Below are 25347 nucleotides of genomic sequence, written 5' to 3' on the forward strand. Positions count from 1 at the left end.
CCGAAGCGCCGGTCGGCGACGCGCGCCCTCTCCCCCTCCCTGGGCCTGCGCGAACCGGCCGGCGCTGTAGCCGCTCATCGGTTGCTCAAGTGATCGATTGCGGCACAATGGGTTCCATGACGATAGCCATCTGGAACGGACAGCAACTCGCCGAGAGCGACGCCACGATCGTCGTCGAGGGCAATCACTATTTCCCGCCCGAGTCGATCGATCGGCGGTTCTTCGAGACCTCCGGGACACACACCATCTGCGGATGGAAGGGTGCGGCCAGCTACTACACGGTCGCGGTCGAGGGCACGAAGAACACCGACGCGGCCTGGTACTACCCCGAACCGCTGCCCGCGGCCGAGAACATCAAGGACTACGTCGCATTCTGGCGTGGTGTCGAGGTACGCGAGAGCTGAGCGATCTCGGCCGCCCCGGCGCGTGATCTCCTACGATCACTCCATGCAATGGAAACAGGTTTCAGTTCTGGCGCTACCGCTGCTGGTCGCGCTGGCTGCCGAACCTAGCGCTACCGCCGCGCCCACCAATCAGCGCGAGATGATCGCGATGGCTTATATCGATGCCCTGACCTCGCACGATGCCGCCGACGTCCCGTTCGCACCTGATTGCACACGCGTGGAGGCCGGCATCCAGACCGGGTACTCGGGCACACAACTCACCCACGACCTGGACACCGGCCCGCAATACCAACTCGTTCAGCGCATCTACGACGTCCGGCTGAGCACCGCGGGCGATGTGGTGACCGCGCGCTATCACCTGGACTCGGATTGGGCCGGGCAGCGCCTGGTCACGGTCGATATCACCGAGACCTTCGACATCCCGGATGGCACCATCCATCGCATCGTCGCCGATATCGTACCGGTCTCGGGGTCCTGAGCCTGCGGCAAACGTGGTTCAATCCCCTTGGGCCAGAACGGTTTCCAGGTTGTCGTGCATACCGGACCAGCCGGGGCTCATGATCGACCGGGCGCGTTGCACGAGCGGGTTGTCCGGGTCGAAGCCGGTGTGGCTGAACAGTATCCGGGTGCCGTGACCTTCCGGGCGCAGTCGCCAGGTGATGATCCAGCCGGTCGGGGCGTCGGCCTGGGCGTCGTTCCAGGTCATGCGGAGCAGTTCGGGGGCTGCGGACTCGAGCACCTCACCGCGAATGTGGCCGGAGAAATTCTGGCCGGGCATGGGGTGGGTCTTCATCTCGAAGGTGTTACCCGCCACCGGTTCGAAGCCGATCGGTTCCATCATCCACTGCGCCATCGGCTTCGGCGTGGTGAGCGCGCGCCACACCTTCTCGGGCGGGTGCGGATAGTAGTGGTCCAGTTCTATCGCGGTATCGCTCACGGTCACTCCTCGGTGTCATCCGGATTGTCGGGCATGGTGTCGAGCACATCGCCGAGGGCACGCAGTCGGGCACGCCAGTAGCGCTCGAAGGGGCTCAGCCAGGTCCGCAACTCGTGCAGCGGTTCGGGTTCGACGCGGTAATACCGATAGCGACCGCGCTTGTCCTCTCCGACGAGTCCGCAGTCCCGCAGCACCCGCAGATGTTCGGACACGCTCGGACGAGTCATCTCGAACCGCTCGGCGATGACCTGCACGGTCCGCTCCCCGTCGAGCAACATCTCCAGAATCTTCCGCCGTGTCGGATTCGCCAGCGCGGCGAAGACTCGATCCGTTTCCGCACGATCGACCTGCTGAGCCACGCCCGTCACTATAGGTAGGATATTTCCTACCTGTCAACCGTAGGAGAAATCCTACCTATCGCTCTGCCGAACCGCCGATGGCGAGTCGTTCACGAAACGCATGGTGGACCGCATTGCACAGTGCGGCAATCGATTCCGAGGATCAGCACACAGCGCAGCCACACCGTCCGGGCATGGCTCGCGCGGACAATCTCGACAAGCGCCTTGTGTGAGTCGAGCGCGATTCGAAGATGACCGCGATGATCCGCTACCCCGAATTCCGCAGTGCCGTCGCGAGTCCGTTCATGGTCAGCAGGATGCCTCGTTCGACCAGTTCGGAATCGTCACCGGCGCGGCGGCGGCGCAGCAGTTCAACCTGCATCTGATTGAGCGGTTCGAGGTACGGGAAGCGGTTGCGGATCGATTCGGCCAGGGCCGGATTGTCGGCCAGGAGGTGGTCACTGCCGGTGACGGCCGCGTGTATGCGAACGGTGCGGTCGAATTCGTCGCGGATCATGCCGAAGATGGTGTCCCGCAACGTGTCGTCCTCGACCAGTTCCGCATAACGCGCTGCGATGTGCAGATCGGCCTTGGCCATCACCTGGGCGAGGTTCGACATGACGGTCCGGAAGAACGGCCAGCGCCGGTACAGATCGGCCAGAACCGCCATTCGCCCGGGATCCTCGCCCACCCACTGCTCGATCGCGGTACCGGTGCCGTACCAGCCGGGCAGCATCACCCGCGACTGGCTCCACGCCATCACCCACGGGATCGCGCGCAGATCACCGACCGAGCTGGTCGGTTTACGCGAGGCGGGCCGACTGCCCAGATTGAGATCCCCGACCTCGGCGATCGGTGTCGAGGCGCGGAAGTACTCCACGAAACCGGGTGTCTCATGGACCAGCCGCGCGTATGCCTTCCGGGCCAGCTCGGCCAGTTCATCGAACAGTTCGTAGGCCGGCTCGGCGTCGGCGCCCAAACCCTCCACGTCCAGCAGCGTCGACTCCAGCGTGCCCGCGACCAGCGCTTCCAGATTTCGGTAGGCGGTGCCCTGCTCGGCGTACTTGGTGGAGATGACCTCACCCTGTTCGGTGAGCCGCAGCGAACCGCGCACCGCCCCGGCCGGTTGCGCAAGGATGGCGTCGTAGCTGCGACCGCCACCACGACCGACCGTGCCACCGCGACCGTGGAACAGCCGCAGCCGAATTCCGGTCTTGCGCGCGGCCTCCACCAGATCCAGCTCGGCCCGGTACAACGCCCAGTTCGCGGCCAGATATCCGCCGTCCTTGTTGGAATCCGAGTAGCCGAGCATGACCTCCTGCCGCATGCCACGGGCGGCCACCAGCCGGTGATAAGCCGGAACCTCGAGCGCCGCGACGAGGGTCTGGGCGCCTTGGCGCAGGTCCTCGATGGTCTCGAACAGCGGCACCACTCCCGCCGGACTGCTCGGCGGGATCTCCGCATCGCCGGGATCGAGGATTCCGGCCTCCTTCAGGAGCAGCGCCGCCTCGAGCAGATCACTGACCGAGGTGCACATGCTGATGATGTAGTTCGGCACAGTATCCGGGCCCAGATCGTCCAGTGCGGCCTTGGCCGCATGCAGCACGCCCAGTTCCTTGGCGGCCAGATCGCTCAGCCGCGCGCCGGGCCCCAGCAGCGGGCGGCGCGTGGCGAGTTCGGCCGCCAGCAGTTCCACGCGCCGATCCTCGGGCAGGCTCGCATAATCGGGGTGGACTCCGGCCCAAGCCAGCAGTTCGGCGACAACCCGCTCGTGCACCTCGGAGTTCTGCCGCATATCCAGGCCCTGCAGGTGGAATCCGAACGTCTCGACCGCACTGCGCAGCGCGGCCAGCCGATCGTCGGCGAGCAGGCCGTCACCGGAGGCACGCAGCGAGGCGTCCACCACGGCCAGATCGTCCAGTAGATCCTGGGCCGTGGCGTAGGGCTCGACCTCGGCTCCGTCGACGGCGAGGTCGACCCCGGCGGCCGGGATCTCGCCCAGAGCGCGATGCGCGGTGGCGGTGAGGCGGACGCGGATACCGCGCACGGCGCGGCGGTACGGCTCGTCAGCGCGCTGCGGCGAATCGTCGAACGACGCGTCGGCCAAGCGGGCCAGATCATCGGTCACCGCGGCCAGACGGACCGACAGTGACAGCGTCTTCTCCAGACCGACCAATTCGGTCAGATAGTGCCCGAAGGCCACCGCGCCGGCACGGTGGGTGGCTCGCTGCACAACGTCGCCGGTGACGTTCGGATTGCCGTCCCGATCGCCGCCGATCCAGGAACCCGGCCGCAGCATCGGGCGTTGCAGCAGTGCGTACTCCGGCCAGCGGGCCCGCAGCGCGGCGCGCACATCGGCGTTGATCCGCGGTATCACCTCGAGCAGCGTGAGATCGTAATAGCGCAGTCCGACCTCGATCTCGTCCTGAATTCGCAAGCGCGCCAGCCGAATCAGCGCGGTCCGCCACAAAGTGAGGACCTGGCGGCGCAAGCGGGTCTCCACTTGCGTGTACTGCGGTTCGCTCTCCGCGTAGCGCTGGCGCTGCCGCATCAGGTCGGTGATCCGGGACTGCACGTCGAAGACGGTCCGGCGGCGCGTCTCGGTCGGATGCGCGGTGATGACCGGTGACATCACCGCATCGTCGAGCAGATCGGCGATCAGCGCGCCGTCGGGGCGCGCGGCGTCGAGTTTGCGGTAGGTGGCCGCGAGGCTGGAGTCCTGGGGTGGCTCCCCGGCCGCGAGGTGCACCGCGCGGCGCCGATCGCGTTGCAGATCCTCGGCCAGATTGGCCAGCAACAGAAAGTGGCTGAACGCCCGGATCAGCGGGAGCGCGATGCGAATATCGGTGTCGCGCACCATGTCCGTGACCGCACTTCGCTCCACCTCCGATCGACGAACCCGGAACGCCTCGACCCGTACCCGTTCGATGAGATCGAAGACCTCGGGCCCTTCGTGATCTCTGATCGTCTCGCCCAGGATCGCTCCCAGGAAGCGAATATCGTCCCGCAGCGGCGCGGTGGCAGTTTCGATCTGATCTTCGCGCATGAAATCCAGTATCGACCACCGCTCCACCCCGGCGCCGCGTTGCCGGGCCCCGGAGACCACATGATCGCCATATTGAGAAGATCTCCTCACTTCTGGGTTACCCTCATCGCATGCCCGGCCATCACCTCGCCCAAGTGAACATCGCTCTCCCTCTCGAACCACTCACCTCCGCCCGGCTGTCCGGTTTCGTCGCCGCGCTGGACGAGATCAACGCGCTCGCCGACGCCGCACCCGGTTTCGTCTGGCGCCTGCAGACCGAGGACGGCGACGCGACCGCCATCCGGCTACTCGACGACGATCGGCTGATCGTCAATATGAGCGTGTGGTCCTCGATGACCTCACTCACCGAATTCGTCTACCGCAGCGACCACGTGCGGATCATGCGTCAGCGCCGCACCTGGTTCGAAACGATGTCCGAGGCATACCAGGCACTGTGGTGGGTGCCGACCGGCCACGTGCCGACCGTGGCCGAGGCCGAACAGCGCATTACTCACCTGCGTGAACACGGCCCGACCGACTATGCCTTCACCTTCCGCAACTCGTTCGCTTCCCCTTCATCGCCGGAACCTGCGACGTCCGAGATCCACCGAACCAGCGAGAACTTGACCTGCCCCGCCTGATCGTGGCCGGCCGCGTCCCATCACCAGCCGAACGCATCCCCACTCCCGGACCTCCGGTCCGGGATTCGCGGTCGATCAGCTCGCAGGCCCCACCCACCTGATGCTCACCCCAAACGCCGCGGGCCGATATCGAAGTGGCTGGGCTCGGGACCGATGCGGACGCGGCCGTACAGGACCGCGGCCCCCTCCGGTGAGGCCAGAATCGGCTCGATCGCCAGCTCGCGCACTTCCGGCAGATCATCGCACAGCGCCGAAATACGTTGCGCCAGTTCGGACAGAGCGCTCTTGTCCACCGGTTCGCCGATGGTTCTGCCGGATACCCCGGTCCTGCCATCGAGTAGCGGTGCGGCACGCGGAGCATCGATGAGGGCGATCGATTCCGCCTCCGACAATGGCAGGGCGCGATAGACGCGGTCGCCGAGGAGATCGATGATCGTGCCGGACAATCCGAAGCTGATCACCGACCCGAACGACGGGTCGTCCTGGACGCGCAGCACACAGCCGACTCCCTTGGTGGCCATCCGCTGAATGTGCACGACCGTGTTACCCGACACCTCGGCCAGGTCGGCGTAGGCGCGCTGCACCGCAGAGGGCCGCCACAGATCCAGTCGCACACCATTGAGATCCGAACGGTTGCGCCACAATTCACCGGTCGCCTTCGCCGCGACCGGATAGCCGAGCTCCTCGGCCGCCGCCTCCGCCGACGCGGCATCGCGAACCTCGCGGAACTCGACGATTCCGAGGCCGTAGCAGTCCAGCAGCTCCACCGCCTCGAGGTCGCCGAGCCAGTCACCCTCGGGCGAACGGATCATCCACTGCTCGACCAGATTTCGCGCGCGTTCGATATCCAGTCCATCTGGGCGCCGGGTCAGCGAGACGGGTGTGTCGCGCCATTCGGCATAGCGCTGCACTCGACCAAGCGCCCGCGCCGCGCGTTCGGGGTCCGGATAGGACGGGATGGAACCGGTACCGACCACACCGCCGGTCCCCCGGGTGGCGAGCAGATTCGGCATTCCGTGATCGGCGACGAACGTCGTCAACACCGGTTTGGCGCCGGCGGATCGGGCGCCGAATCGAATCGCCTCGGCGTAGGCGGGCACCGCCGTCGGCACAGGTGGCGCGAAAATGACGATCACCGCGTCGACCTGCGTGGACGCCACGGCCGCAGCCACCGCGGCCTGGAAATCCTCCGGTCCGGCCTGCGGCCCGAGATCGACCGGATCGCGCACCTCGAGCTCCGCGCCGCGCGCCGCGTCCACCGCCAGCCACCCCAGTGCGGCACTGTTACCGATCACCGCCAGCCGAGGCCCGGCGGGCAGCGGTTGATAGGCCAGCAGCATCGCGCAGTCGAACAGTTCGGAGATCGTGTCGACCTGCACGATTCCCGCCTGTGCGAACAGATCCCGCTCCACCGAGCGCTCCAGCGAGGAGGGCGGTGTGGTACGGGTGGCGTTGCGACCACTGCTCACGGCCACAATGGGCTTCGCACGCGCCACCCGCCGCGCGATCCGGGAGAATTTGCGCGGATTGCCGAATGTCTCCAGATAGAGCAGCACCACATCGGTGTCCGGGTCGGTGTCCCAGTACTGCAACAGATCGTTACCGGACACATCGGCCCGGTTACCCGCCGAGACGAATGTGGACAATCCGAGCCGGCGCGCGGCGGCCTCGGCGAGGATCGCCGCACCCAACGGACCGGACTGGCAGAAGAATCCGACCCGTCCGCGCCCCGGCATGACCGAGGCCAGCGTGGCGTTCAGCGAGACCGCGGGATCGGTATTGGCGATGCCGAGCGCACTGGGGCCGACCACCCGCATGCCGTGCCCGCGGGCCGCGGCCACCAGATCGCGTTCGGCCGCATAGCCTGCCGGACCGGTTTCGGAGAAACCGGCGGTCAGCACGACAAGTCCCTTGACGCCCTTGGCCATACAGTCGTCCAGCACCGCGGAGATCTCCACGGACGGTACCGCGACCACTGCCAGATCCACCTCGTCCGGGATGTCGCGAACAGTGTTGTAAGCCCGCACTCCGCGCACCGAGCTGCGATTCGGATTCACCGGGAAGACCGGCCCCTGGAACACCCCGGACAGCAGATTCGCCAGCACCGCACCGCCGACCCGCCCCGCGGACGGCGTGGCGCCGATGACGGCGATCGACTTCGGATGCAACAGATTGCCGACACTGCGGGCCTCCGAGGCCCGTTCGCGTGAATCACGCACCGACAGCAGCGCTTCGGTGGGATCGATGGCGAATTCCAGGTGCAGCACCGACCCGTCCCGGCTGCGCTGCATCTGATATCCGGCGTCGCGGAAGACCGTCACCATCGTGTTGTTCTCGGCCAGAACCTCCGCGACGAAGGTCTCGATATCGTTCTCCGCCGCCGCACCGGCCAGATGTTCGAGCAGAATCGACCCCAGGCCGCGGCCCTGATGCGCGTCGGCGACCACGAAGGCCACTTCCGCCGCACGAGGCCCCTCTCGGTCCGAGAGCAACTCGTAGCGCCCGACCGCGATGATGACCTCGCCCAGCTCGATCGCCAGGCCCACCCGGTCGTGGTAGTCCACATGCGTGGTCCGGTACAGATCCTTGGGCGTCATCCGTGGATACGGACCGAAATAGCGGAGATAGCGAGTGCGATCGGACAAGCGGCCGTGGAACGCCACAATCGCCTCGGCGTCGTCGGGGGTGATCGGGCGCAGCCGCACCACACCGCCGTCGGAGGCGAGCACATCGGCGAGCCAGTGTTGCGGCGGAGGCGGCGGGTTCCGCGGTGTGTCGGGCCCGAATTCGGCGAGCCAAGCGGGCGGCCGCTGCGGAGCCGGGATGTTGTGCTCGGCGTCAGTCACGGGGGTCCTCCGGATCCAGACCGAGCAGCGGGAACGCTGCCCGGCGCGTGGCCAATACGGCGGTGTCCACCGCGCGCTGCGCCCGGTCGGCGTGCGCGTCACCGGAATCGGGTGCGCCGCCCGGACCGTCCCAACGGGTGAAGTCCGGGGCGACTCCGTCGCCCATCGTGCGCGGCGGCTCGATCGCGGGCGCATACGCGCGCACCTGCGCGAGCCAGTCCGCGGGAACCTCTGTCGCCGGGTCGATATCGCGGTCCAGCACCGCGGCCAAGAGATGGGTCCAGGCACGCGGCACCACCCGCACCAGGCCGTATCCCCCGCCACCGACCGCGAGCCAGCGGCCCTGCGCGTAGCGATCGGCCCACTCGCGCATCGCGCGGAACGCCGCGCGCTGCCCGTCGACGCTCAGCTCCAGATCCGCCAGCGGATCCTCCCGATGGGTGTCGACCCCGCACTGGCTGATCAGCAACTGCGGCCGGAAGGCGGCCAGCGCACCGGGCACGACGGCATGAAATCCGCGCAACCATTGGGCATCCCGGGTGCCCGGCAGCAGCGGGAGATTGATCGCCGAGCCTTCGGCCGCACCCGCGCCGGTCTCCTCGGGCCATCCGGTATTGGGCCACAGGGTCGCCGGATGCTGGTGCACCGAGATGGTCAGCACCCGCTTGTCACCATAGAAGGCGCGCTGCACGCCGTCGCCGTGATGGACGTCGACATCGACGTAGGCGATGCGGTCGAAACCGTGGTCCAGCAACCACGAGATGGCCACGGCCACATCGTTGTAGACGCAGAACCCCGCGGCCGAGTCGGCCATCGCGTGATGCATACCGCCGCCGATGCTCACCGCCCGCCGGGTGCGGCCCGCCGCGATCTCGCCCGCCGCGGCCAACGTGCCGCCGACGATCACCGATGCCGCCTCGTGCATGTGCGGGAACACCGGATTGTCCGGTGTCCCCAGTCCGTACGGCGCGGTGCTCGGCGGCGGGACGCCCGGCGCGGCGGGCACCGCGTGGCGGACCGCGTCCAGGTAGGCGGGTGTGTGGATTCGCAAGAGCTCCGTCTCGTCCGCGGTCGAGGGTGCGAGCGTCTCGACTCCCTCCAGCAGACCGAGGCCGCTCGCCAGCGCCATCGTGAACCGCAGTCGAGCGGGTTTCATCGGATGTTCCGGAGTCCAGGCGTAATCCAGGAACCGATCGGTCCACACGAGCGCCGGGTCGCCGGGCAGTGCGCTTGCCATGAATCTCACGCTAATGCACCCGCGCCGCGAACGGACGTGCCGTGATCCACAACCGAACACGGGAAGGGACGACGCCTTTTTGTCGTTGCCATGCAGTAAAAAGCTAGGCAGTGCGGCGCACCGGGTTCCGCCGTCGCAGGGCCGTGCCCGGATAGCCCGGAGTTTCCGCAGTACAAGCCGAATATCCTCGCGCACCAATCCGCGAACGCGCGTGGGTAGAATCTTTGCCGACGAAGGGGTAACAGGTGAAGGATCTGGTCGACACCACGGAGATGTATCTCCGTACCATTTACGACCTCGAGGAGGAGGGTGTCACACCGCTGCGCGCACGAATCGCCGAACGCCTCGAGCAGAGCGGCCCGACGGTGAGCCAGACGGTTGCCCGCATGGAACGCGATGGGCTGCTGCTGGTCGCGGGTGACCGCCACCTCGAGCTGACCGACAAGGGCCGGTCGATGGCGGTCGCGGTGATGCGCAAGCACCGCTTGGCCGAGCGACTTCTGGTGGACGTCATCGGGCTCGACTGGCAGAACGTGCACGCCGAGGCTTGCCGCTGGGAACACGTGATGAGCGAGGACGTCGAACGCCGACTGGTCGAGGTGCTCGACAACCCCACCACCTCCCCGTACGGCAATCCGATTCCGGGCCTGGACGAGTTGGGCGTGCTCGACGCGGGTTCCTCGGAGGAGAAGTTGATTCGGCTGTCCGACCTGCCGCCCGGTCAGATCGTGGCGGTGGTGGTGCGGCGCCTGTCCGAGCACATCCAGACCGATCCGGAGGTCATCGGCCAGCTCCGGGAGGTGGGCGTGGTGCCCGATGCCCGTGTCACCGTCGAGACCCGCCCCGGTCTGGTGGTCATCTCGGTACCCGGTCACGGTGGATTCGAACTGTCGGACGAGATGGCGCACGCCATCCAGGTAAGGCTGGTCTGAAATATGAAACTTCTGGTCACCGGAGGCGCGGGCTATGTCGGCGGCGTCTGCGCCCAGGTCCTGATCGAGGACAGTCACGACGTGGTCGTCGTCGACGATCTGTCCACCGGCAATGCCGAGGGCGTGCCCAGTGGTGCGAAATTCGTCGACGGTGATATCGCCACCGTCGGCGTGGAACTCGTCGAATCCGAGTCCTTCGACGGCATCCTGCATTTCGCCGCGCAATCGCTGGTCGGTGAGTCGGTGCAGAAACCGGAGAAGTACTGGCACGGCAATGTCGTCAAGACACTCGCCCTGCTCGATGCGATCCGCCGGTCCCGGACCCCGCGACTGGTTTTCTCCTCCACCGCGGCCGTCTACGGCGAGCCCGAAGAGGTGCCGATCACCGAGGCCGCCCCGGCCCGGCCGACCAACCCCTACGGTGCGTCCAAGCTCGCGATCGACCATGCCATCACCTCCTACGCGGCGGCACACGGACTCGCCGCGACGAGTCTGCGCTACTTCAACGTCGCCGGCGCCTACGGCGGGCTCGGTGAGAACCGCCTCGTGGAAACCCATCTCATCCCCCTCGTCCTGCAGACCGCCCTGGGCCACCGGGAGTCGATCTCGGTCTTCGGCACCGACTACCCGACCGAGGACGGCACCGCGGTTCGCGATTACATCCACATCCGGGATCTGGCGCAGGCCCATCTGCTCGCGCTCGCACAATCCCGCCCCGGCGAACATCGCATCTTCAATCTCGGCAGTGGCACGGGTTTCTCTGTGCGCCAGGTGATCTCGGCCTGCGAGCGGGTCACCGGCCGACAGATCGCCTCGGTCGACGCGCCGCGCCGCGCGGGTGATCCCGCAGTTCTGATCGCGTCGAGTGAGCGCGCCATCGCCGAGCTGGGCTGGCGGCCGGAGCACAACGATCTCGACGAGATCGTCACCGACGCTTGGGCTTTCCTGCAGTCGCTGGGCGACCGCGCACACAGCGCCCGATAGCGCCGCGCCCGGCGGAAATTCGGCACCGGCGTTCACGGTTGCAGCCAATCGGCCCGCAGGTCGAACTCGACGCCCAATTCGGCGGCTTTGGCCCGGCCGCTGTAGGCGAGTTTGCGGACCTCCCGCGGCGGCATACCCGCGCCCAGCGCGGTGTCGAGCAACCGGGCGATGGTGTGGTCCGGGTCCGATTCCAAGGCTGCTCTCAGGGCGATTCCGGCGAGGACGCCGTCGCCGCGGGTGTAGGCGCTGTATCCGAGCAGGGTGGCCGCCTCGGCCCGGTCCGACCCGGTCGTGACGCGACACAGTTGCGCCCACATCCGCGCCGCGGCCTCGGCCCGATGGCCACCCGCCAGAGCGAACACCGCATCGCGGACGGTCGGATCCCGTAGTGCGACAACCGTTTCCGCGAGAGCACGGGCATCCACCGTACCGTCGGATGCCAGCACCGCGACCCGATCGAGAACCCGGTCCAGCAGGGACCGGCGGTAGCGATCCAGCTCGTCGCGGAAGATCGCGGTCCGGAATCGCTGGCCCGCCACCAGTCCGGCCTTGTCCACCTCCGGCCGGACTTCCGCGCACAGCTGCGCGTCCAGCGCCACCAGACCCTCCAGATCCGCGCGCGAGGCCTTGATCCGATACCCGTCCACGGCCTCGGCCAGTGCGACCGGTGAAGCGGCGGGATCGGATTGCACCCCGGTGACCTCGGGATCCTCGACGGCCCACCACGGCTGCCCCGCGGCGATCTCGCGAACCGCCCACACCTCGTCCAACATGATGTGTTCGGCGGCAAGGGCTCGTTCGAGCGCGCGCATGAGATAGCGATGTCGTCCCGACCGCACACCCGGAGTACCCGAATGAGGTGCACCGGCGCGATCGTCGACGATCAACGCGAGCACGGCAACGGTGTTCTCCCGAACGCAGAGCGCGGTCAGGTGGGTGGCCAGCCGTGTCCAGCCGCCGCGGCCGGGCGGCTCCAGGTCGTGCCGGGCGACCGCACTCAGCGATGCCGGACCGGTCCCGCCCGGCGGCTGCCGCAGCAGGTACACCACGAGCGATCGGCGGGGCACGAAGCCGAGCAGGGCGGGCACAGCGGCAATGCACTCGCGCGGATCGTCGGCCCGCAGCGCGGGCCGGCCATGGTTCGCGTCCCGATCGGCATCGCCGGGCGATTCGGCGGAGGTCCCGGCGAATTCGTCGTCGGCCGGTGTGGGTTCGATAACGGTCGTCATGTGTCCGACCATGCCCTGCGAGCTGTCCCACAAGACATCGGCGACCTGGTCTTTCACCAGCCCTGGGGACAATCCCCGAGCCTGTGCATCAGACGCCGGGCCGGGCCGCCTGAACCCTATTCCTGTCGGACCCGCCTGCTACGGTTCCTGCAGGGGGACGCTGGGCGTACCCGCCTCATCCCTTGTCCACGTTCTGCACCGCAGCGGTGAACACCTGGTCCAGCGCAGTCATATCGGGTTTGTCTTCGCCGAAGGTCAGATAGGTCGAGATGATCCGCACATCGCCGATCTGCGCCGCGAGAGCGCGCATGGACCGGGTCAGCCCCGGACCACCACGCTGACCGCTCACCGTGCGACGCCAGGCGAGCGAATCGTCGGCGTTCACGGGTGCGGCCGGATCCAATTGGGTGACAACGGTATTGGTGAGCGGTCCGTGCTGGGCGTGTACCGTGCCGCACTGCTGCAACTGGGTGCGCAGGCGCGAGAGCGGGTCGGTGGTACGAATCAGTTCGACCGTGATGCTCGCGCGGGTGTCCTCGTCGGCGCCGGCCGTCGCCGCGATCCGCCGCGGATCGGACGGGGGCGAGGCCGCGCACTCCGGCGGAACGACCGTCGCGCCGGAGGGAATGCCGCGCAGATCCGCATCGGCGCCGATGGCATCCGAACCGGACAACGCCACGGGCGGATACGTGTCGGGAAACTGCGCGGCGGTCGGCAGCATCGACCCGAGATCCGCGACAATATGCCTGATCACCGTGGTCTGTCGGGATTCGGTGGCGGGATGTCCGGGCACGGTGGAACCGCAGGCGGTCAGCAGCAAACCCAGCGCCGCGCACCCGGCGACGCAGCCGAGCCCGAATCGGCGCGGCCACGGATCCGGAGCCTCGGGCGCGTTCACTCGGCACACTATGCCCAATGCTCGCACCCGGCCCCTGCCGCCACGCCGGGGCGCGCCGAGGGTGTGCGCGATTGCGACGGAGCGGGAACTGGATATGCCTGCCGGAAGCGAGATCCGGCCCACAATCGCGGAATGAGATGGCCTGTCGGCATGTTGTCACGCACACACGGCCTCGTGAAGCGAGACCGACGGCGCCGCCCCGGCAGGGTATGAGGGACAATGGAAGGTGGTCCCAGAAGACCACATCGGCAGGCGGCGCCGGGTTCGCCACCACCCCGCCGCCGACCGGTTGTGGCGGACCACCCAGGAAGGAGTAAGCGATGGAGGACTACGAGTCGCGAATGTACGAACTGGAGTTTCCCGCTCCGCAGCTGTCCGCCGACGACGGCGCGGGCCCGGTGCTGGTACACGGCCTGGAAGGTTTCACCGACGCGGGTCATGCGGTACGTCTGGCGACCACCCATCTGCGCGAGAGTCTCGAGGCGGAGCTGGTCGCCTCCTTCGATGTGGACGAGCTGCTGGACTACCGCTCGCGCCGTCCGCTGATGACGTTCAAGACCGACCACTTCTCCGACTACGCCGAGCCCGAATTGACCCTGTGGGCCGTGAAGGACACCGCGGGCACTCCGTTCCTGCTGCTGGCCGGGCTGGAGCCGGATCTGCGCTGGGAGAAGTTCGTGACCGCGGTGCGGCTGCTGGCGGAACAGCTGGGCGTGCGCCGCACAATCGGCCTGAGTGCCATTCCGATGGCGATCCCGCATACCCGTCCGCTCGGCGTCACCGCACATGCCAGCGACCGCGACCTGATCGGCGAGCATCAGCGCTGGCCGGGCGAATTGCAGGTGCCGGGCAGCGCGTCGTCGCTGCTGGAGTTCCGGATGGCCCAGCACGGCCACGAGTCGATCGGATTCTCGGTCCACGTGCCGCACTATCTGGCACAGACCGCCTACCCCGAGGCCGCGCAGACCCTGCTGGAGAACGTGGCCGACAACGCCGGGCTGGATCTGCCGCTGGCCGCGCTGGGCGAGGCGGCGGCTCGGGTGCGCGAGCAGGTGAACGAGCACATCGCGGGTAATACCGAGGTGGAGACGGTCGTTCAGGCGCTCGAGCGGCAATACGACAGCTTCGTCACCGCACAGGAGCGTCAGTCCAGTCTGCTGGCCAGCGATGCCGATCTGCCGACCGGCGAGGAGCTGGGTGCGGAATTCGAGCGTTTCCTGGCCGAGCAGTCCGGATTCGGCGATTCGGACACTCCGGAGAACGGCGACCTGCGCTGACCCTGGTTTGTCCCGGCAGTCGGACACAACTGTCCGGCACGTCCGGCTTCGACGGGGTATCGGCCGGTTCGGCCACACCGCGTTACCGGAGTGCGTTCCATCAACCGCCGCAGCCAGGGGCGACAGGATGCTCCGGGGGCCGTGCGCATCTCGCACCGGCACGGAGGCAGAATGGGCACAGTGCAGCTGTCCGAACTGATCCCCGACCGTGCCGTGCCCGACGTGGATCCCGACTGGCTGTTCGAGTCGTTCTCCGGCTGGACCTCGGACCAGGGTCTGACGCTGTATCCGGCGCAGGAGGAGGCGCTGCTCGAGTTGATGACCGGGGCCAATGTGATCCTGTCGACCCCGACCGGCTCCGGTAAATCAATGGTCGCCATCGGCGCGCACTTCACCGCGTTGAACACTGGTCAGCGCAGTTATTACACCGCGCCGATCAAGGCTCTGGTCAGCGAGAAGTTCTTCGCCCTGTGCGAGGTGTTCGGCGCCGACCGGGTCGGCATGGTCACCGGTGACGCCGCGGTGAATCCGGACGCGCCGATCATCTGCGCGACCGCCGAGATCCTGGCGAATCTGGCCCTGCGCGAAGGTGCGAACGCCGACGTCGGCCAGGTGGTGATGGACGAATTTCATTTCTACGCCGATCCGGATCGCGGCTGGGCGTGGCAGGTTCCGCTGCTCGAACTGCCGCGGGCCCAATTCCTGCTCATGTCCGCCACTTTGGGTGAGGTCGATTTCTTCGCGAATGACCTGCATCGCCGCACCGGGCGCCCGACCGCGATCGTCAGCGGGTCGGAACGTCCTGTGCCCCTGATGTTCTCGTATGTGCGCACCCCGATCACCGAAACTCTCGAGGATCTGGTCACCACCAGTCAGGCCCCGGTGTACGTCGTGCACTTCACCCAGGCCGCGGCCCTGGAGCGGGCCCAGGCGCTGACCAGCGTCAACTTCGCCTCGAAGGCGGAGAAGGAGGCGATCGCCGAGGCGCTGGGCGGCTTCCGATTCGCCACCGGGTTCGGTAAAACCCTCTCCCGGTTGATCCGGCACGGGATCGGCGTCCATCACGCCGGTATGCTGCCGAAATACCGCCGCCTGGTGGAACGGCTCGCCCAGGAGGGCCTGCTGAAAGTAGTGTGCGGCACCGACACCCTCGGCGTCGGCATCAACGTGCCGATCCGCACCGTCCTGCTGACCGGCCTGACCAAATTCGACGGCGTGCGCACGCGCCGGCTCAAATCGCGGGAATTCCATCAGATCGCCGGACGCGCCGGACGCGCCGGCTACGACACCATGGGCACCGTCGTGGTGCAGGCCCCCGAGCACGAGGTGGAGAACGCGCGCCTGCGCGCCAAAGCGGGCGACGATCCCAAGAAACAGCGCCGGGTGCAGTTGCGCAAACCAACGGAGGGTTTCGTGTCCTGGTCGGAGGAGACCTTCGACCGGCTCGTCGCCGCCCAGCCCGAACCGATGGTGTCGCGATTCCAGGTCACCAATGCGATGCTGCTGAACGTCATCGCCCGGCCCGGGAACTGTTTCGACGCGATGCGGCATCTGCTCGAAGACAATCACGAGCCCCGCGCGGCGCAGCGCAAACATATCGTCAAGGCGATTCGCCTGTACCGCGCGCTGCGCGATGCTGGGGTGGTGCAGCAGCTCGACGAACCCGATGCCCTCGGCCGGCGCGCACGCCTGACCGTCGATCTGCAACGCGATTTCGCTCTCGATCAGCCGCTCTCGCCGTTCGCCCTGGCCGCCCTGGATCTGCTGGACGACTCCGCACCCACCTACACCCTCGACGTGGTCTCCATCATCGAGTCCACCCTCGAGGACCCGCGCCAGCTGCTGATGGCCCAGCAGCACAAGGCGCGTGGCGAGGCCATCGCGGAGATGAAGGCCGACGGTATCGAATACGACGAGCGGATGGAGCTGCTCGAAGAGGTCACCTGGCCCAAACCCCTGGCCGAGTTGATCGAGCCCGCGTTCGAGACCTACCGCGGCGGTCACCCATGGGTGTCGGAATTCACACCGTCACCGAAGTCGGTGGTGCGCGAGATGATCGAGCGCTCACTGACCTTCGCCGAACTGGTGAGCAACTACGAGCTGGCTCGCTCGGAGGGCGTGGTCCTGCGCTACCTGGCCGACGCGTATCGCGCCCTGCGCCGCACGGTGCCCGAATCCGCGCGCACCGAGGAGCTCGAGGATCTCACCGAATGGCTGGGCGAACTTGTGCGCCAAGTGGATTCGAGTCTACTGGACGAGTGGGAGCAGCTCACCAATCCGGGTGCGGAGAACGATGCCGAGCAGCTGGCCTTCGGTTCGGAGACGGTCCGCCCGATCTCGGCCAACGAGCGAGCCTTCCGGGTCCTGGTGCGCAACGCCATGTTCCGCCGCGTGGAGCTCGCGGCGCTGGGCCGCTGGGCGGCTCTGGACGACCTCGACGACGGCCTGGACTGGGAAGCCGAACTGGACCCCTATTTCGCCGAATACGACGAGATCGGCACCGGCCCGGAAGCACGCGGTCCGCAACTGTTCCAGATCGAACAGCGGCCCGGCCTGTGGCGGGTCCGCCAGGTACTCGCCGACCCGGCCGGTGATCACGGCTGGTCGATCGATGCCGTGGTCGATCTGCCCGCCTCCGACGCCGCCGGCGAGGTGGTGTTCGACGAGGTCACGGTGAGTGCGGGATGAGTACCGCACAGCACACCGCCGTCCCTGCCCGCACGTTGCGCCGAAAACCCGGTACCGTTCGCACGGGTCGCGAAATCAGCTGACCAACCTGCCGTATTCGGCTGCGCGCGGTTCATTGCCGCACCGGCGCACACGTGATCAAGACGATCTCGATCCAGTTCGTTTTCTACCGCCTCCCGCTGATACGCTCTCGCTCGCTGTCCGCCGTGGGAGGCTGCCCGGAAGAAAGAGAGTTCCCTCAGATTGTTCGGTCCACACGTGCCCGAGTCGCCTTGCCTCGTCATCGACCTCTCCCGCGTACGGGACAATTTCCGCGCATTGCGATCCGCGCTGAGCAACCTGGGCAGCCGCCATCCGTTGCGAATTCGGTTCGCGGTCAAGGCATCTCCCATGCCGGAGATCATCCGGCTGCTCGCCGACGAGGGTGCGGAGTTCGACGTCGCCAGTATCGGCGAGATCGAGCAGTGCCTCGCGCTCGGCGTGGACCCGGCGACGCTGTGCTTCGGAAACCCGATCAAGAAGGCGGCCCATATCGCGGCGGCCCATGCCGCGGGCGTGCGCCGCTACGCCTTCGACACCGAGGACGACCTGACCCGGATCAGCGAATACGCGCCGGGTTCGGAGGTGGAGTGCCGGTTCCTGGCCTCGACGCCGCAGTCGCGGACGCCGTTCGGCACGAAATTCGGCTGCGCCCCGGGTGAAGCGGTGCGGCTGCTGGTGCGCGCCCGCGATCTCGGCCTCGTGCCGGTGGGCCCCTACTTCCACGTCGGGTCACAGCAGCTCGATCCGTCCGCATGGCGGATCGGCATCGAACAGGCCGCCGCGATCACGGAAGCGCTGGCGGTCAAGGACATTCCGGTACGTTCGGTGAATATCGGTGGCGGACTGCCGATTTCGTACGCCGATCCGGCGCCGGAGCTGTCCGAGCTGGGTGCGGTGATCGCCGAGACGGCCGCACGCCACCTTCCCGAGCACATCGACGTCGTCGTGGAGCCCGGCCGGGCCCTGGTGGGCAATGCCGGAGTGATCCACGCCGAGGTCGTCAATGTGCGCATAGCGCCGGACGGGCGGCGCTGGGTATACCTCGACATCGGCCGTTACAACGGAATGGCCGAGACCGAGAACGAGTACATCGCCTACCGGATCGTGACATCGCGAGACGGTGACGCAGCGGACGAGGCGGTGATTGCCGGTCCGACCTGCGACGGGGACGACGTACTCTATCAACGCACGCGGGTCCTTCTCCCGACCACGCTGCGAGCCGGCGATCCTGTTCGGATCCTCGATGCCGGCGCATATACGGCGAGCTATTCGTCGGTGTCCTTCAACGGTTTTCCGCCTTTGACTGTTCACGTCATCGGCGCTGAGCGAGAGTGAGTTCAGCAATGACGGCAGAATTCACCGGCTGGCACGTGCTGGCCGAGTTCGGTGGTGTCGACACGGCCCTGTGCGACGATCTCGAACGACTCGAAGCAGCCCTTCGAAAATCGTTGGTCGCCGCGGGGGTGACCATCTGCGATGTCGTGCACAAGAAGTTCGACCCGCAGGGTGTCACCGTGCTGGCGTTGCTGTCCGAATCCCATGCGTCCATCCACACCTATCCGGAATCCGGCGACATCTTCGTCGACGTGTTCACCTGCGGAAGTATCGGTGCGGGCGCCACCACGGCGGTGGAGTTGCTGCGGCAGGAACTCTCCCCCGCGTCGGTGCACACGGAGGTGATCCAGCGCGGGCGCGGCGCCCGGCGCATCCACGAGCCGGTCGGCCCGGGCACGACCCGGGTGTGGAATCTGCACGACGTCATAGTCGACACCCGGACCCCGTTCCAGCACATGGTGATCGCACGCACCGAGCAGGGCGTGAGCCTGTTCTCCGACGACGATCGTCAATCCACCGAATTCTCCCAGCTGACCTACCACGAGGCCATGCTCGTCCCCGGTTACGCACTGGCCGAGAAGCTGGATCGGGTGCTGATCGTCGGTTCCGGCGAGGGCGTAGCCGCACAGATGTCGGTCGCCGCGGGCGCGTCGATCGTCGATCACGTGGATATCGACCGGCAAGAGGTGGAGTTGTGCGCCGAGCACCTCCCCTACGGATATTCCCCGGCGGATCTGGCCGAGGCGGTCGCGCAGTCCGGCCCGATCAAGATGCACTTCGCCGATGGCTGGGACTTCCTGGCCGAGGCCGAGGCGACGGGTGTGCGATACGATCTGATCTGCATCGATCTACCCGATGAGCGGGTCGAGGAAGCACAGCACAACCGGTTGTACGAGGACGAATTCCTGGAGCGATGCCGCGCGCTGCTGGCCGAGGGCGGGGTGCTGGCCGTCCAGGCGGGTTGTCAGACCATGTGGCGCAACGAGACGCTCAAGCGTTCCTGGGCCCGGTTCCACGCGCTGTTCCCCACTGTCGTGCCGTACGTCAGCGATGAGCACGAGTGGACCTTCCTGTTCGGTACGCCGAAGGCGATCGATGATCCGGTGGCGAAGATGACCGCGACACTGCCGCGACTGCCCTACCGCGCGCAGACGGTCGACGAGCGAGCCCTGGTCCGCGGTGCGATCGAACCGCACGCACTGCGCGCACCCGTGGGCGTCGGCTGAGATTCACCGACTCGACCTCCGCAAGTCGAGGGCGAAATCACCCGCTTCGCAATACCGTGGAGTATGCGCACTTTCGTCCATCTCCTCCTGCTGGTTTGTGCTGTCGCGGTGGCGGTGGGAACCTTCGGGCCGCTCATCGGCACCGTCGAAGCCCGGCATGTGCAGCTCACCGAACTGCGCGACGGGTTCCCCGCCGGTCGCAGCCTCGATCAGATCCAGGCGCAGTCGGTCACTCTGCAGACATCGCTCGCGATAATCCTGCTCGGCGTCGCGGCGGTGATCCTGCTGGCCGCGCTGTTCGGCTCGCGTCTGCTGGGCTGGCTGGGCGTCCTGGTCGGCCTCGCCACCCTCGGCGTGCTGGCCTGGCGCCTGGACAGCTCCTTCGACAATCAGATCCGGAACGACTACCACACCCTGTTCAGCGGTACCTGGGGCTTGTACGCAGTGGGCGGTGGTTTGATCGTCGGGTTGCTGTGCCTGCTGGTACCCCGCGAGCGGCGAGGTCTCTGAACGCCCGTCGGCCGCATCCAGCTCATCCGGCTACACGGGCGGCGGCACCCAGGCGGTCTGGACGAGTTCCACACGCCTACGGTCGACGAGCATGCCGCGCCCCGGGGGCATGGGCTCAGGCCTGATCGATGCGAGCAACGCACCCTCATCGCGGCTACCGCTCATGATCAGGCCGGTCGAGCCCAGCTCCCGCAGCATCGCGATCACCGGTTCGTACAGCGCGCGGCTCGCACCCCCGGTGCGCCGAGTGACGATCAGATGGAAGCCGATGTCGCGTCCGTGCGGAAGCAACTCCCGCACCATCCCTATCGGATTCTCGGAGCTGGCGAGCAAGTCGTAGTCATCGACGAGCAGATACAACTCGGGTCCGGTCCACCAGGACCGATCGCGCAGTTGCTGCGGGGTCACACTGTCTGCGGGCAACCGCTTTCCGACGCTCTCGACCAGGCCTTTCATCAGTGTGACGAGGTTCGGTCCACCCCACGCGTAGCCGGCCAGATATTCCGGCGGCACCTCCGCGAGCAGGGTCCGTCTCGGGTCCGCCAGCACGATCCTTGCCTGATCCGGAGTGTTCGACCCGCAGATTCCGCGTACCAGCAGTCGCAGCAGGTTCGTCTTTCCCGATTCGACATCGCCGAAGACGAGCATGTGCGAGGAAACGGAGAAATCGATGAAGACCGGAGCCAGCTCGGACTCGTCGAAACCGATCGGAATGTTCAGGCACGCCACGCTCGGATCGCTCTGCCCAGGCGTATCTCCCACCCGGAGCAGCAGCTGCTCACGAGTCACCTGCTCGGGCAGCATTCGCACCTCCGGGGCACGCAGATCTCCGGAGTGAGCGCCGATATCGCGGATCGCCGCGGCAATGCCCTCGGCCATACCCGCCGGGTCGGTTCGGGTGTCGAGGCGTGGCAAGGCGATGAGCATGTGCAGCCCGTCCGGCGTCAGTCCGCGGCCGGGAGAACCGATCGGCACCGAGAGCGCCTGACGGCGTCCAAGAATCGAATCGGCAGGGTCACCGAGCCGAAGTTCGACACAGGAGCCCAAATAATCCCTCAGCGCCGGCCGAAAGGCGGTCCAGCGGCTTGCCGCCAGCACGACGTGCACGCCGAAAGCCAATCCCCGTGCGGCGATCTCGGCGATGGTCTGTTCGATCGATTCGTAATCTTGACGTACGGCCTCGTAACCATCGATCACCAGGAACGCGTCGCCGAATCGATCACCCCCGAGCGGGTCGGCAGCGCGTCCTTTCGAGCTCGAATCCACCAATTGCGCCTTGCGCCCGCGGAATTCTTCCATCGACATGTCCAGCTGCGCGAAGAGTTCTTCCCGGCGCTGTATCAGTGCCGTCAGCTCGGCGACGGTGCGCCGCACTCGATCCACGTCGTGCCGGCCGGCCACCGAGCCGACGTGCGGCAGCCCGGACAATGCGGCCAACTCGCCGCCGCCGAAGTCCAGACAGTAGAACTGCACCTGATCCGGGGTATGTGTGACCGCCAAGGCCAGGATCAGGGTGCGCAGCGTATTCGATTTGCCGCACTGCGGACCACCGACGACGGCCACATTTCCCTGGGCGCCGGTCAGGTCCAGTTGCAGCAGCGTCCGAGTGTGCAGCCGGGGAGTGTCGACGATCCCGATGGCCGCGGGGCGCAGGCCGGGCATCCGTTGCAGGGCGACGGGCAGCGGCGCCGGTAGCGGCGGCGCCAGCCCGCCCACCGTCGGGGACACATCGAGCGGCGGCAGCCAGATCTGGTGCGCCCGTCGTCCGTCGACACCGGCCATGGCGTGGACGATCGACATACGCAGTGGAAGGTCGGCCATCTCGATCACACCGCTCGAAGGTTCGGCGGGCTCCGCCCGCGAGCTGTAGGCGGCGACGAATCGAACCAGTTCGCCCGACGGATGCGTTCTCAGATATCCGCTCCCCGGAATGCTCGGCAGGTGGTAGGCGAGCGGTGCGTCCAGCACGGCCCGCGATTCGTTGAGCGAGTAGGTCTTCAGAGCAATGCGGTAGGACAGGTGGGCGTCGAGGCTGCGCAGCGATACCTCGTCCAGCCGCTGGCTGGCGAGCAAGAGGTGGATACCGACCGAACGACCCAGGCGGCCGATCGCCGTCAGCACGCTGACGAACTCCGGCGTCTGGGAGAGCAACTCGCTGAACTCATCGATGATCACGAACAGTGCGGGCATCGGGTCCAGCGACATCCCGGCGGAACGTGCCTGTTCGTACTGCTGGATGGCGGCGAAGTTCCCGGTGGCGCGGAATAATTCCCGACGCCGGGCCAGCTCGCCGGTGAGAGCGTCCTCCAAGCGTTGCACGAGCGCCAGATCCGAGGACAGGTCGCCGAGGTATCCGCCGAGATGCGGCAGTCCGGCGAACCACCGAACGTGCCGCCGCCCTTGTACTCGACCAGCAGGAAGTTCACCTGTTCGGGAGGGTGTTCCAGCGCGAGCCCGAGCACGATCGTGCGGAGCAGCTCCGACTTGCCCGAACCGGTTGCGCCGATGAGCAATCCGTGCGGCCCCATGCCCTCTTCGGCGGCCTGCTTGAAATCCAGCAGCACCGGCCGGCCGGTGCCGTCGATCCCGATGGGAATTCTCAGCCGATCGGCCCCGGTCTTCGGTTGCCAGCGGTGATCCAGGCCCGGATTCGCGGGGTCGGCGATCCGGTACAGGGCCGCGAAATCGTTGTCGCCGTCCAGACCCGCGCCGGGCACAGGGACGCGATCGATCCCCTCCCCGCGGTGCGCGAGGGCGACCCGGGTGACCAGATCCGCTGCGCCATCGGTCATCTCGGGCAACACGGCCGCCTCGTCGGGCAGGTCCCGGATATCGGGGAGCGCGATCCGGAACGGCCGCCGGGCAGCCAGCGCCCATCCGGGGCCATCCGGCAGGCGCATCGCACGATCGCGGTCCACGTGGGACTCCTCCGGCTGATGCAACCGCAGTTCGATGTGTGAGGAAATCAGATCCGCCAGCCATTGCGGGACGTCACGCCAATCTCGGACGGTAGCGACGACGTGGACCGCGTACTCCGGGCCGGTGCCGGCGATCTGCTTGAGGGTGGGGCCGATATCCGGCAGCAGGCCCGCGAACTCGTCCCAGGGGTCCAGCAGCAGGAACAGATCCGGCACCGGGCCGTACCGCAGTCCCGCGCGTACCGAACGCAGGCTCGTGGGCGAATCGATCAACTGCTCCCGATACAGAATCTTGCGCGCGCGGATCTCCGCGACGATCTCTCGGAGCAGCGATGCCACCTCGTCCGGCTCGTCATCACCCACCACCCGCGCGACATGTGGCAGCGCGCGCAGGGACCCCACCCGGTTGCTCGACTCGAGTGCCATGATCCGGACCTCGTCGGGAGTGTGAGTCAGCGCGAGCGAACCGACGAGGGTGCGCAGCAGCGTGCTCTTCCCGCTGCCGGCCCGCCCCACGATCAGCAGGTTGCGATCGACGCCGGAGAAATCGAGCCAGACGGTCTCCCCGGCGCCGCCGTCGGGCTGCCGCTGCTGCCCGATAGGAACCGTCAATCTCCCTGTGCCCCACCAATTCTCCGCGCGCAGGCCGTAGTCGGGACTGTGTTCGAGCCGACCCAGCAGACTGCCCAGCGCCACCCTGTCGCCGCCGTCCACCACCGCGGGAAGTCGGCGGCGGGTCCGGGCGATGTGCACCTCCTCCTGCAGCACTCCATAGTGACTGGGCGTCTGCCGGCTGGTCCGGCCGCGAACCTCCGCACTGACATAGCTCCACAAGCTGTGCGTGTTGATCACACCGGCGCCATTGTCGGCCAGGCCGGTCGCGATTCCCTTGACGACCGCGGAGGTGAACACCGACAACGGCGCCGACCGCTCCGCGCCGCCGTCCCCGGCGATCTGCACCGCCGTGGCGGCGGTCAACACGCAGGTACCCTCCCCCGCGGCCAGGTCATGTCCCACGTCGTCGACCGTGGTTTGGGACTTGATCACGTCGCCACCCAGGAACGCCCCGCTGTAACAGCAGTCCAGCAGGACGATCTTCGCCGCGGCCGCGGACTCCCGGATGAGTTCCTTGATGAACGACGCCGATACCGCGGAACTGCTGATCAGCTGGGTATCGGTATTGCTGGTCGCCAGATAGAGATTGTGGCGGGTGCGGATGCCGTGGCCGGAGAAGTAGAACAGGACGACATCATCGGGGCCCGCACCGCGGAACAGCCGCTCGATACCGCGTTCGATCTCGGCTTTGGACTCGTTGACGAGTATCTCCGCCGGCGCGAAAGCACCGATCTCCGGGTCCCGCAACAGCTCGCGCAACTGGTTCGCATCCGACACCGGCGCATGCAGCCGGGGAATGCCCGGTGAGTGGAACGTGTCGTTGGCGACGAACAGAGCAAGCCTGCGACCGGTTGGGCTAGTCATCGCGCAGGACGTCGCGCAATCGCTCGATCAGACCATCGACCTGCCTATCGGAGGGGCGCTCGATGAACACCTCCAGGTCTCCGTTGCGAATCGTGATCGAATCCGCGCGAGTGCGATCCAGGAATCGGATGACAATGTCCCGAATCACCCACGCCACGGTGCCCAGCGCTCCACCCGACACCGCCAGCTGCCCGATCTGCAGCGCCACTTCGGATTTCGTCCCGGCCTCCCCGGGCACGGTGACCGCGCCGACTGTCAGCCCGCGGACTTCCCGCAGATCCTCGGCCAGTTCGCCCGCGAGCTGGTCCAGTAGTTCCGTGTCGCCGCGCCGCGCCGCAACACTGATCACCACTGCCGACATCGGTGCCCTCCCTAGTCCACCGCGTACGCGGCACCCGCAC

The 25347-nt window shown here is 67.2% G+C and carries 19 protein-coding genes and 1 pseudogene; 10 read left to right on the plus strand and 10 right to left on the minus strand.

The window, feature by feature from the left end; translation table 11 throughout:
• The first annotated feature begins 116 nt into the window (after positions 1-116).
• Entirely contained in the window at positions 117-404 is a 288-nt protein-coding gene (locus tag NV1_RS29070) for a DUF427 domain-containing protein (RefSeq protein ID WP_067898682.1), read from the plus strand.
• Between the two features lie 43 nt (positions 405-447).
• Positions 448-882: a DUF8021 domain-containing protein gene (locus tag NV1_RS29075; protein ID WP_067898685.1), complete on the plus strand. Its 435-nt coding sequence runs from the start codon at positions 448-450 to the stop codon at positions 880-882.
• A gap of 18 nt (positions 883-900) precedes the next feature.
• On the opposite strand, the gene NV1_RS29080 is transcribed toward NV1_RS29075, so the two are convergent.
• The 3 genes from NV1_RS29080 to ppc all read right to left on the minus strand — a co-directional run bounded on the left by NV1_RS29080 (position 901) and on the right by ppc (position 4725).
• Positions 901-1341: an SRPBCC family protein gene (locus NV1_RS29080; protein ID WP_245713975.1), complete on the minus strand. Its 441-nt coding sequence runs from the start codon at positions 1339-1341 to the stop codon at positions 901-903.
• A gap of 2 nt (positions 1342-1343) precedes the next feature.
• Positions 1344-1700, minus strand: coding sequence for an ArsR/SmtB family transcription factor (locus tag NV1_RS29085; RefSeq protein WP_067898689.1), 357 nt, complete (start codon positions 1698-1700; stop codon positions 1344-1346).
• A 247-nt stretch (positions 1701-1947) separates the two neighbouring features.
• The gene (gene ppc / locus NV1_RS29090; RefSeq protein ID WP_067898692.1) at positions 1948-4725 is read right to left on the minus strand and encodes a phosphoenolpyruvate carboxylase; all 2778 of its coding nucleotides are present in this window, start codon (positions 4723-4725) and stop codon (positions 1948-1950) included.
• Positions 4726-4835: 110 nt separating this feature from the next.
• Here ppc and NV1_RS29095 point away from each other — a divergent pair, with 110 nt between their 5' ends.
• On the plus strand, positions 4836-5345 hold the full coding sequence (locus tag NV1_RS29095) for a DUF3291 domain-containing protein (RefSeq protein ID WP_067898364.1): 510 nt from the start codon (positions 4836-4838) through the stop codon (positions 5343-5345).
• A gap of 104 nt (positions 5346-5449) precedes the next feature.
• Here the strand turns inward: NV1_RS29095 and NV1_RS29100 are convergent, their stop codons facing one another.
• The gene (locus NV1_RS29100; RefSeq protein ID WP_067898695.1) at positions 5450-8170 is read right to left on the minus strand and encodes a bifunctional acetate--CoA ligase family protein/GNAT family N-acetyltransferase; all 2721 of its coding nucleotides are present in this window, start codon (positions 8168-8170) and stop codon (positions 5450-5452) included.
• A 13-nt stretch (positions 8171-8183) separates the two neighbouring features.
• Positions 8184-9428, minus strand: a complete 1245-nt coding sequence (locus NV1_RS29105) for an acetoin utilization protein AcuC (protein WP_067898367.1) — start codon at positions 9426-9428, stop codon at positions 8184-8186.
• Between the two features lie 245 nt (positions 9429-9673).
• On the opposite strand from NV1_RS29105, the gene NV1_RS29110 reads away from it, so the two are divergent.
• Together NV1_RS29110 and galE are read left to right on the plus strand one after the other, a co-directional pair.
• Positions 9674-10360, plus strand: a complete 687-nt coding sequence (locus NV1_RS29110) for an iron-dependent transcriptional repressor DtxR (protein WP_067898370.1) — start codon at positions 9674-9676, stop codon at positions 10358-10360.
• Between the two features lie 3 nt (positions 10361-10363).
• Positions 10364-11344, plus strand: coding sequence for a UDP-glucose 4-epimerase GalE (gene galE / locus NV1_RS29115; RefSeq protein WP_067898373.1), 981 nt, complete (start codon positions 10364-10366; stop codon positions 11342-11344).
• 32 nt (positions 11345-11376) lie between these two features.
• Here the strand turns inward: galE and NV1_RS29120 are convergent, their stop codons facing one another.
• Positions 11377-12573: a DUF4192 domain-containing protein gene (locus NV1_RS29120; protein ID WP_169813437.1), complete on the minus strand. Its 1197-nt coding sequence runs from the start codon at positions 12571-12573 to the stop codon at positions 11377-11379.
• A gap of 175 nt (positions 12574-12748) precedes the next feature.
• On the minus strand, positions 12749-13471 hold the full coding sequence (locus NV1_RS29125; RefSeq protein WP_067898375.1) for a hypothetical protein: 723 nt from the start codon (positions 13469-13471) through the stop codon (positions 12749-12751).
• A gap of 320 nt (positions 13472-13791) precedes the next feature.
• Here NV1_RS29125 and NV1_RS29130 point away from each other — a divergent pair, with 320 nt between their 5' ends.
• The 5 genes from NV1_RS29130 to NV1_RS29150 all read left to right on the plus strand — a co-directional run bounded on the left by NV1_RS29130 (position 13792) and on the right by NV1_RS29150 (position 20549).
• Complete coding sequence (locus NV1_RS29130) at positions 13792-14748, plus strand: proteasome assembly chaperone family protein (RefSeq protein WP_067898378.1); 957 nt, start codon at positions 13792-13794, stop codon at positions 14746-14748.
• A 180-nt stretch (positions 14749-14928) separates the two neighbouring features.
• Positions 14929-17436 (plus strand): DEAD/DEAH box helicase, encoded by a 2508-nt coding sequence (locus NV1_RS29135; protein ID WP_067898702.1) that lies wholly within the window; start codon positions 14929-14931, stop codon positions 17434-17436.
• A gap of 258 nt (positions 17437-17694) precedes the next feature.
• Positions 17695-18813 carry a type III PLP-dependent enzyme gene (locus NV1_RS29140; protein ID WP_067898380.1) on the plus strand — a complete coding sequence of 373 codons (1119 nt, stop codon included), beginning with the start codon at positions 17695-17697 and terminating at the stop codon, positions 18811-18813.
• 8 nt (positions 18814-18821) lie between these two features.
• Positions 18822-20039 carry an adenosylmethionine decarboxylase gene (gene speD / locus NV1_RS29145; RefSeq protein ID WP_067898382.1) on the plus strand — a complete coding sequence of 406 codons (1218 nt, stop codon included), beginning with the start codon at positions 18822-18824 and terminating at the stop codon, positions 20037-20039.
• A 63-nt stretch (positions 20040-20102) separates the two neighbouring features.
• Positions 20103-20549 carry a hypothetical protein gene (locus tag NV1_RS29150; RefSeq protein ID WP_067898385.1) on the plus strand — a complete coding sequence of 149 codons (447 nt, stop codon included), beginning with the start codon at positions 20103-20105 and terminating at the stop codon, positions 20547-20549.
• A 30-nt stretch (positions 20550-20579) separates the two neighbouring features.
• Here NV1_RS29150 and eccCb read toward each other — a convergent pair whose 3' ends face one another.
• The 3 genes and pseudogenes from eccCb to NV1_RS29160 form a co-directional block, all read right to left on the minus strand.
• Positions 20580-22868: a type VII secretion protein EccCb gene (gene eccCb, locus NV1_RS46000; protein WP_157117441.1), complete on the minus strand. Its 2289-nt coding sequence runs from the start codon at positions 22866-22868 to the stop codon at positions 20580-20582.
• A gap of 122 nt (positions 22869-22990) precedes the next feature.
• Positions 22991-24946: pseudogene (locus NV1_RS42545) on the minus strand (caspase, EACC1-associated type); the annotation flags it as partial.
• Complete coding sequence (locus NV1_RS29160; RefSeq protein ID WP_067898391.1) at positions 24939-25307, minus strand: hypothetical protein; 369 nt, start codon at positions 25305-25307, stop codon at positions 24939-24941. The pseudogene NV1_RS42545 and the gene NV1_RS29160, both read right to left, overlap by 8 nt.
• Positions 25308-25347: the final 40 nt, after the last annotated feature.

Origin of the sequence: Nocardia vaccinii NBRC 15922 (assembly GCF_001613305.1) — a bacterium.
GTDB classification, from domain to species: Bacteria; Actinomycetota; Actinomycetes; order Mycobacteriales; family Mycobacteriaceae; genus Nocardia; species Nocardia vaccinii.

Coding starts and splice junctions, on each gene's coding strand:
- NV1_RS29070 (WP_067898682.1), top strand. CDS start 117: ATGACGATAGCCATCTGGAACGGACAGCAACTCGCCGAGAGCGACGCC.
- NV1_RS29075 (WP_067898685.1), top strand. CDS start 448: ATGCAATGGAAACAGGTTTCAGTTCTGGCGCTACCGCTGCTGGTCGCG.
- ppc (WP_067898692.1), bottom strand. CDS start 4,725: ATGCGCGAAGATCAGATCGAAACTGCCACCGCGCCGCTGCGGGACGAT.
- NV1_RS29095 (WP_067898364.1), top strand. CDS start 4,836: ATGCCCGGCCATCACCTCGCCCAAGTGAACATCGCTCTCCCTCTCGAA.
- NV1_RS29105 (WP_067898367.1), bottom strand. CDS start 9,428: ATGGCAAGCGCACTGCCCGGCGACCCGGCGCTCGTGTGGACCGATCGG.
- galE (WP_067898373.1), top strand. CDS start 10,364: ATGAAACTTCTGGTCACCGGAGGCGCGGGCTATGTCGGCGGCGTCTGC.
- NV1_RS29120 (WP_169813437.1), bottom strand. CDS start 12,573: ATGACGACCGTTATCGAACCCACACCGGCCGACGACGAATTCGCCGGG.
- NV1_RS29130 (WP_067898378.1), top strand. CDS start 13,792: ATGGAGGACTACGAGTCGCGAATGTACGAACTGGAGTTTCCCGCTCCG.
- speD (WP_067898382.1), top strand. CDS start 18,822: ATGACGGCAGAATTCACCGGCTGGCACGTGCTGGCCGAGTTCGGTGGT.
- NV1_RS29150 (WP_067898385.1), top strand. CDS start 20,103: ATGCGCACTTTCGTCCATCTCCTCCTGCTGGTTTGTGCTGTCGCGGTG.
- NV1_RS29160 (WP_067898391.1), bottom strand. CDS start 25,307: ATGTCGGCAGTGGTGATCAGTGTTGCGGCGCGGCGCGGCGACACGGAA.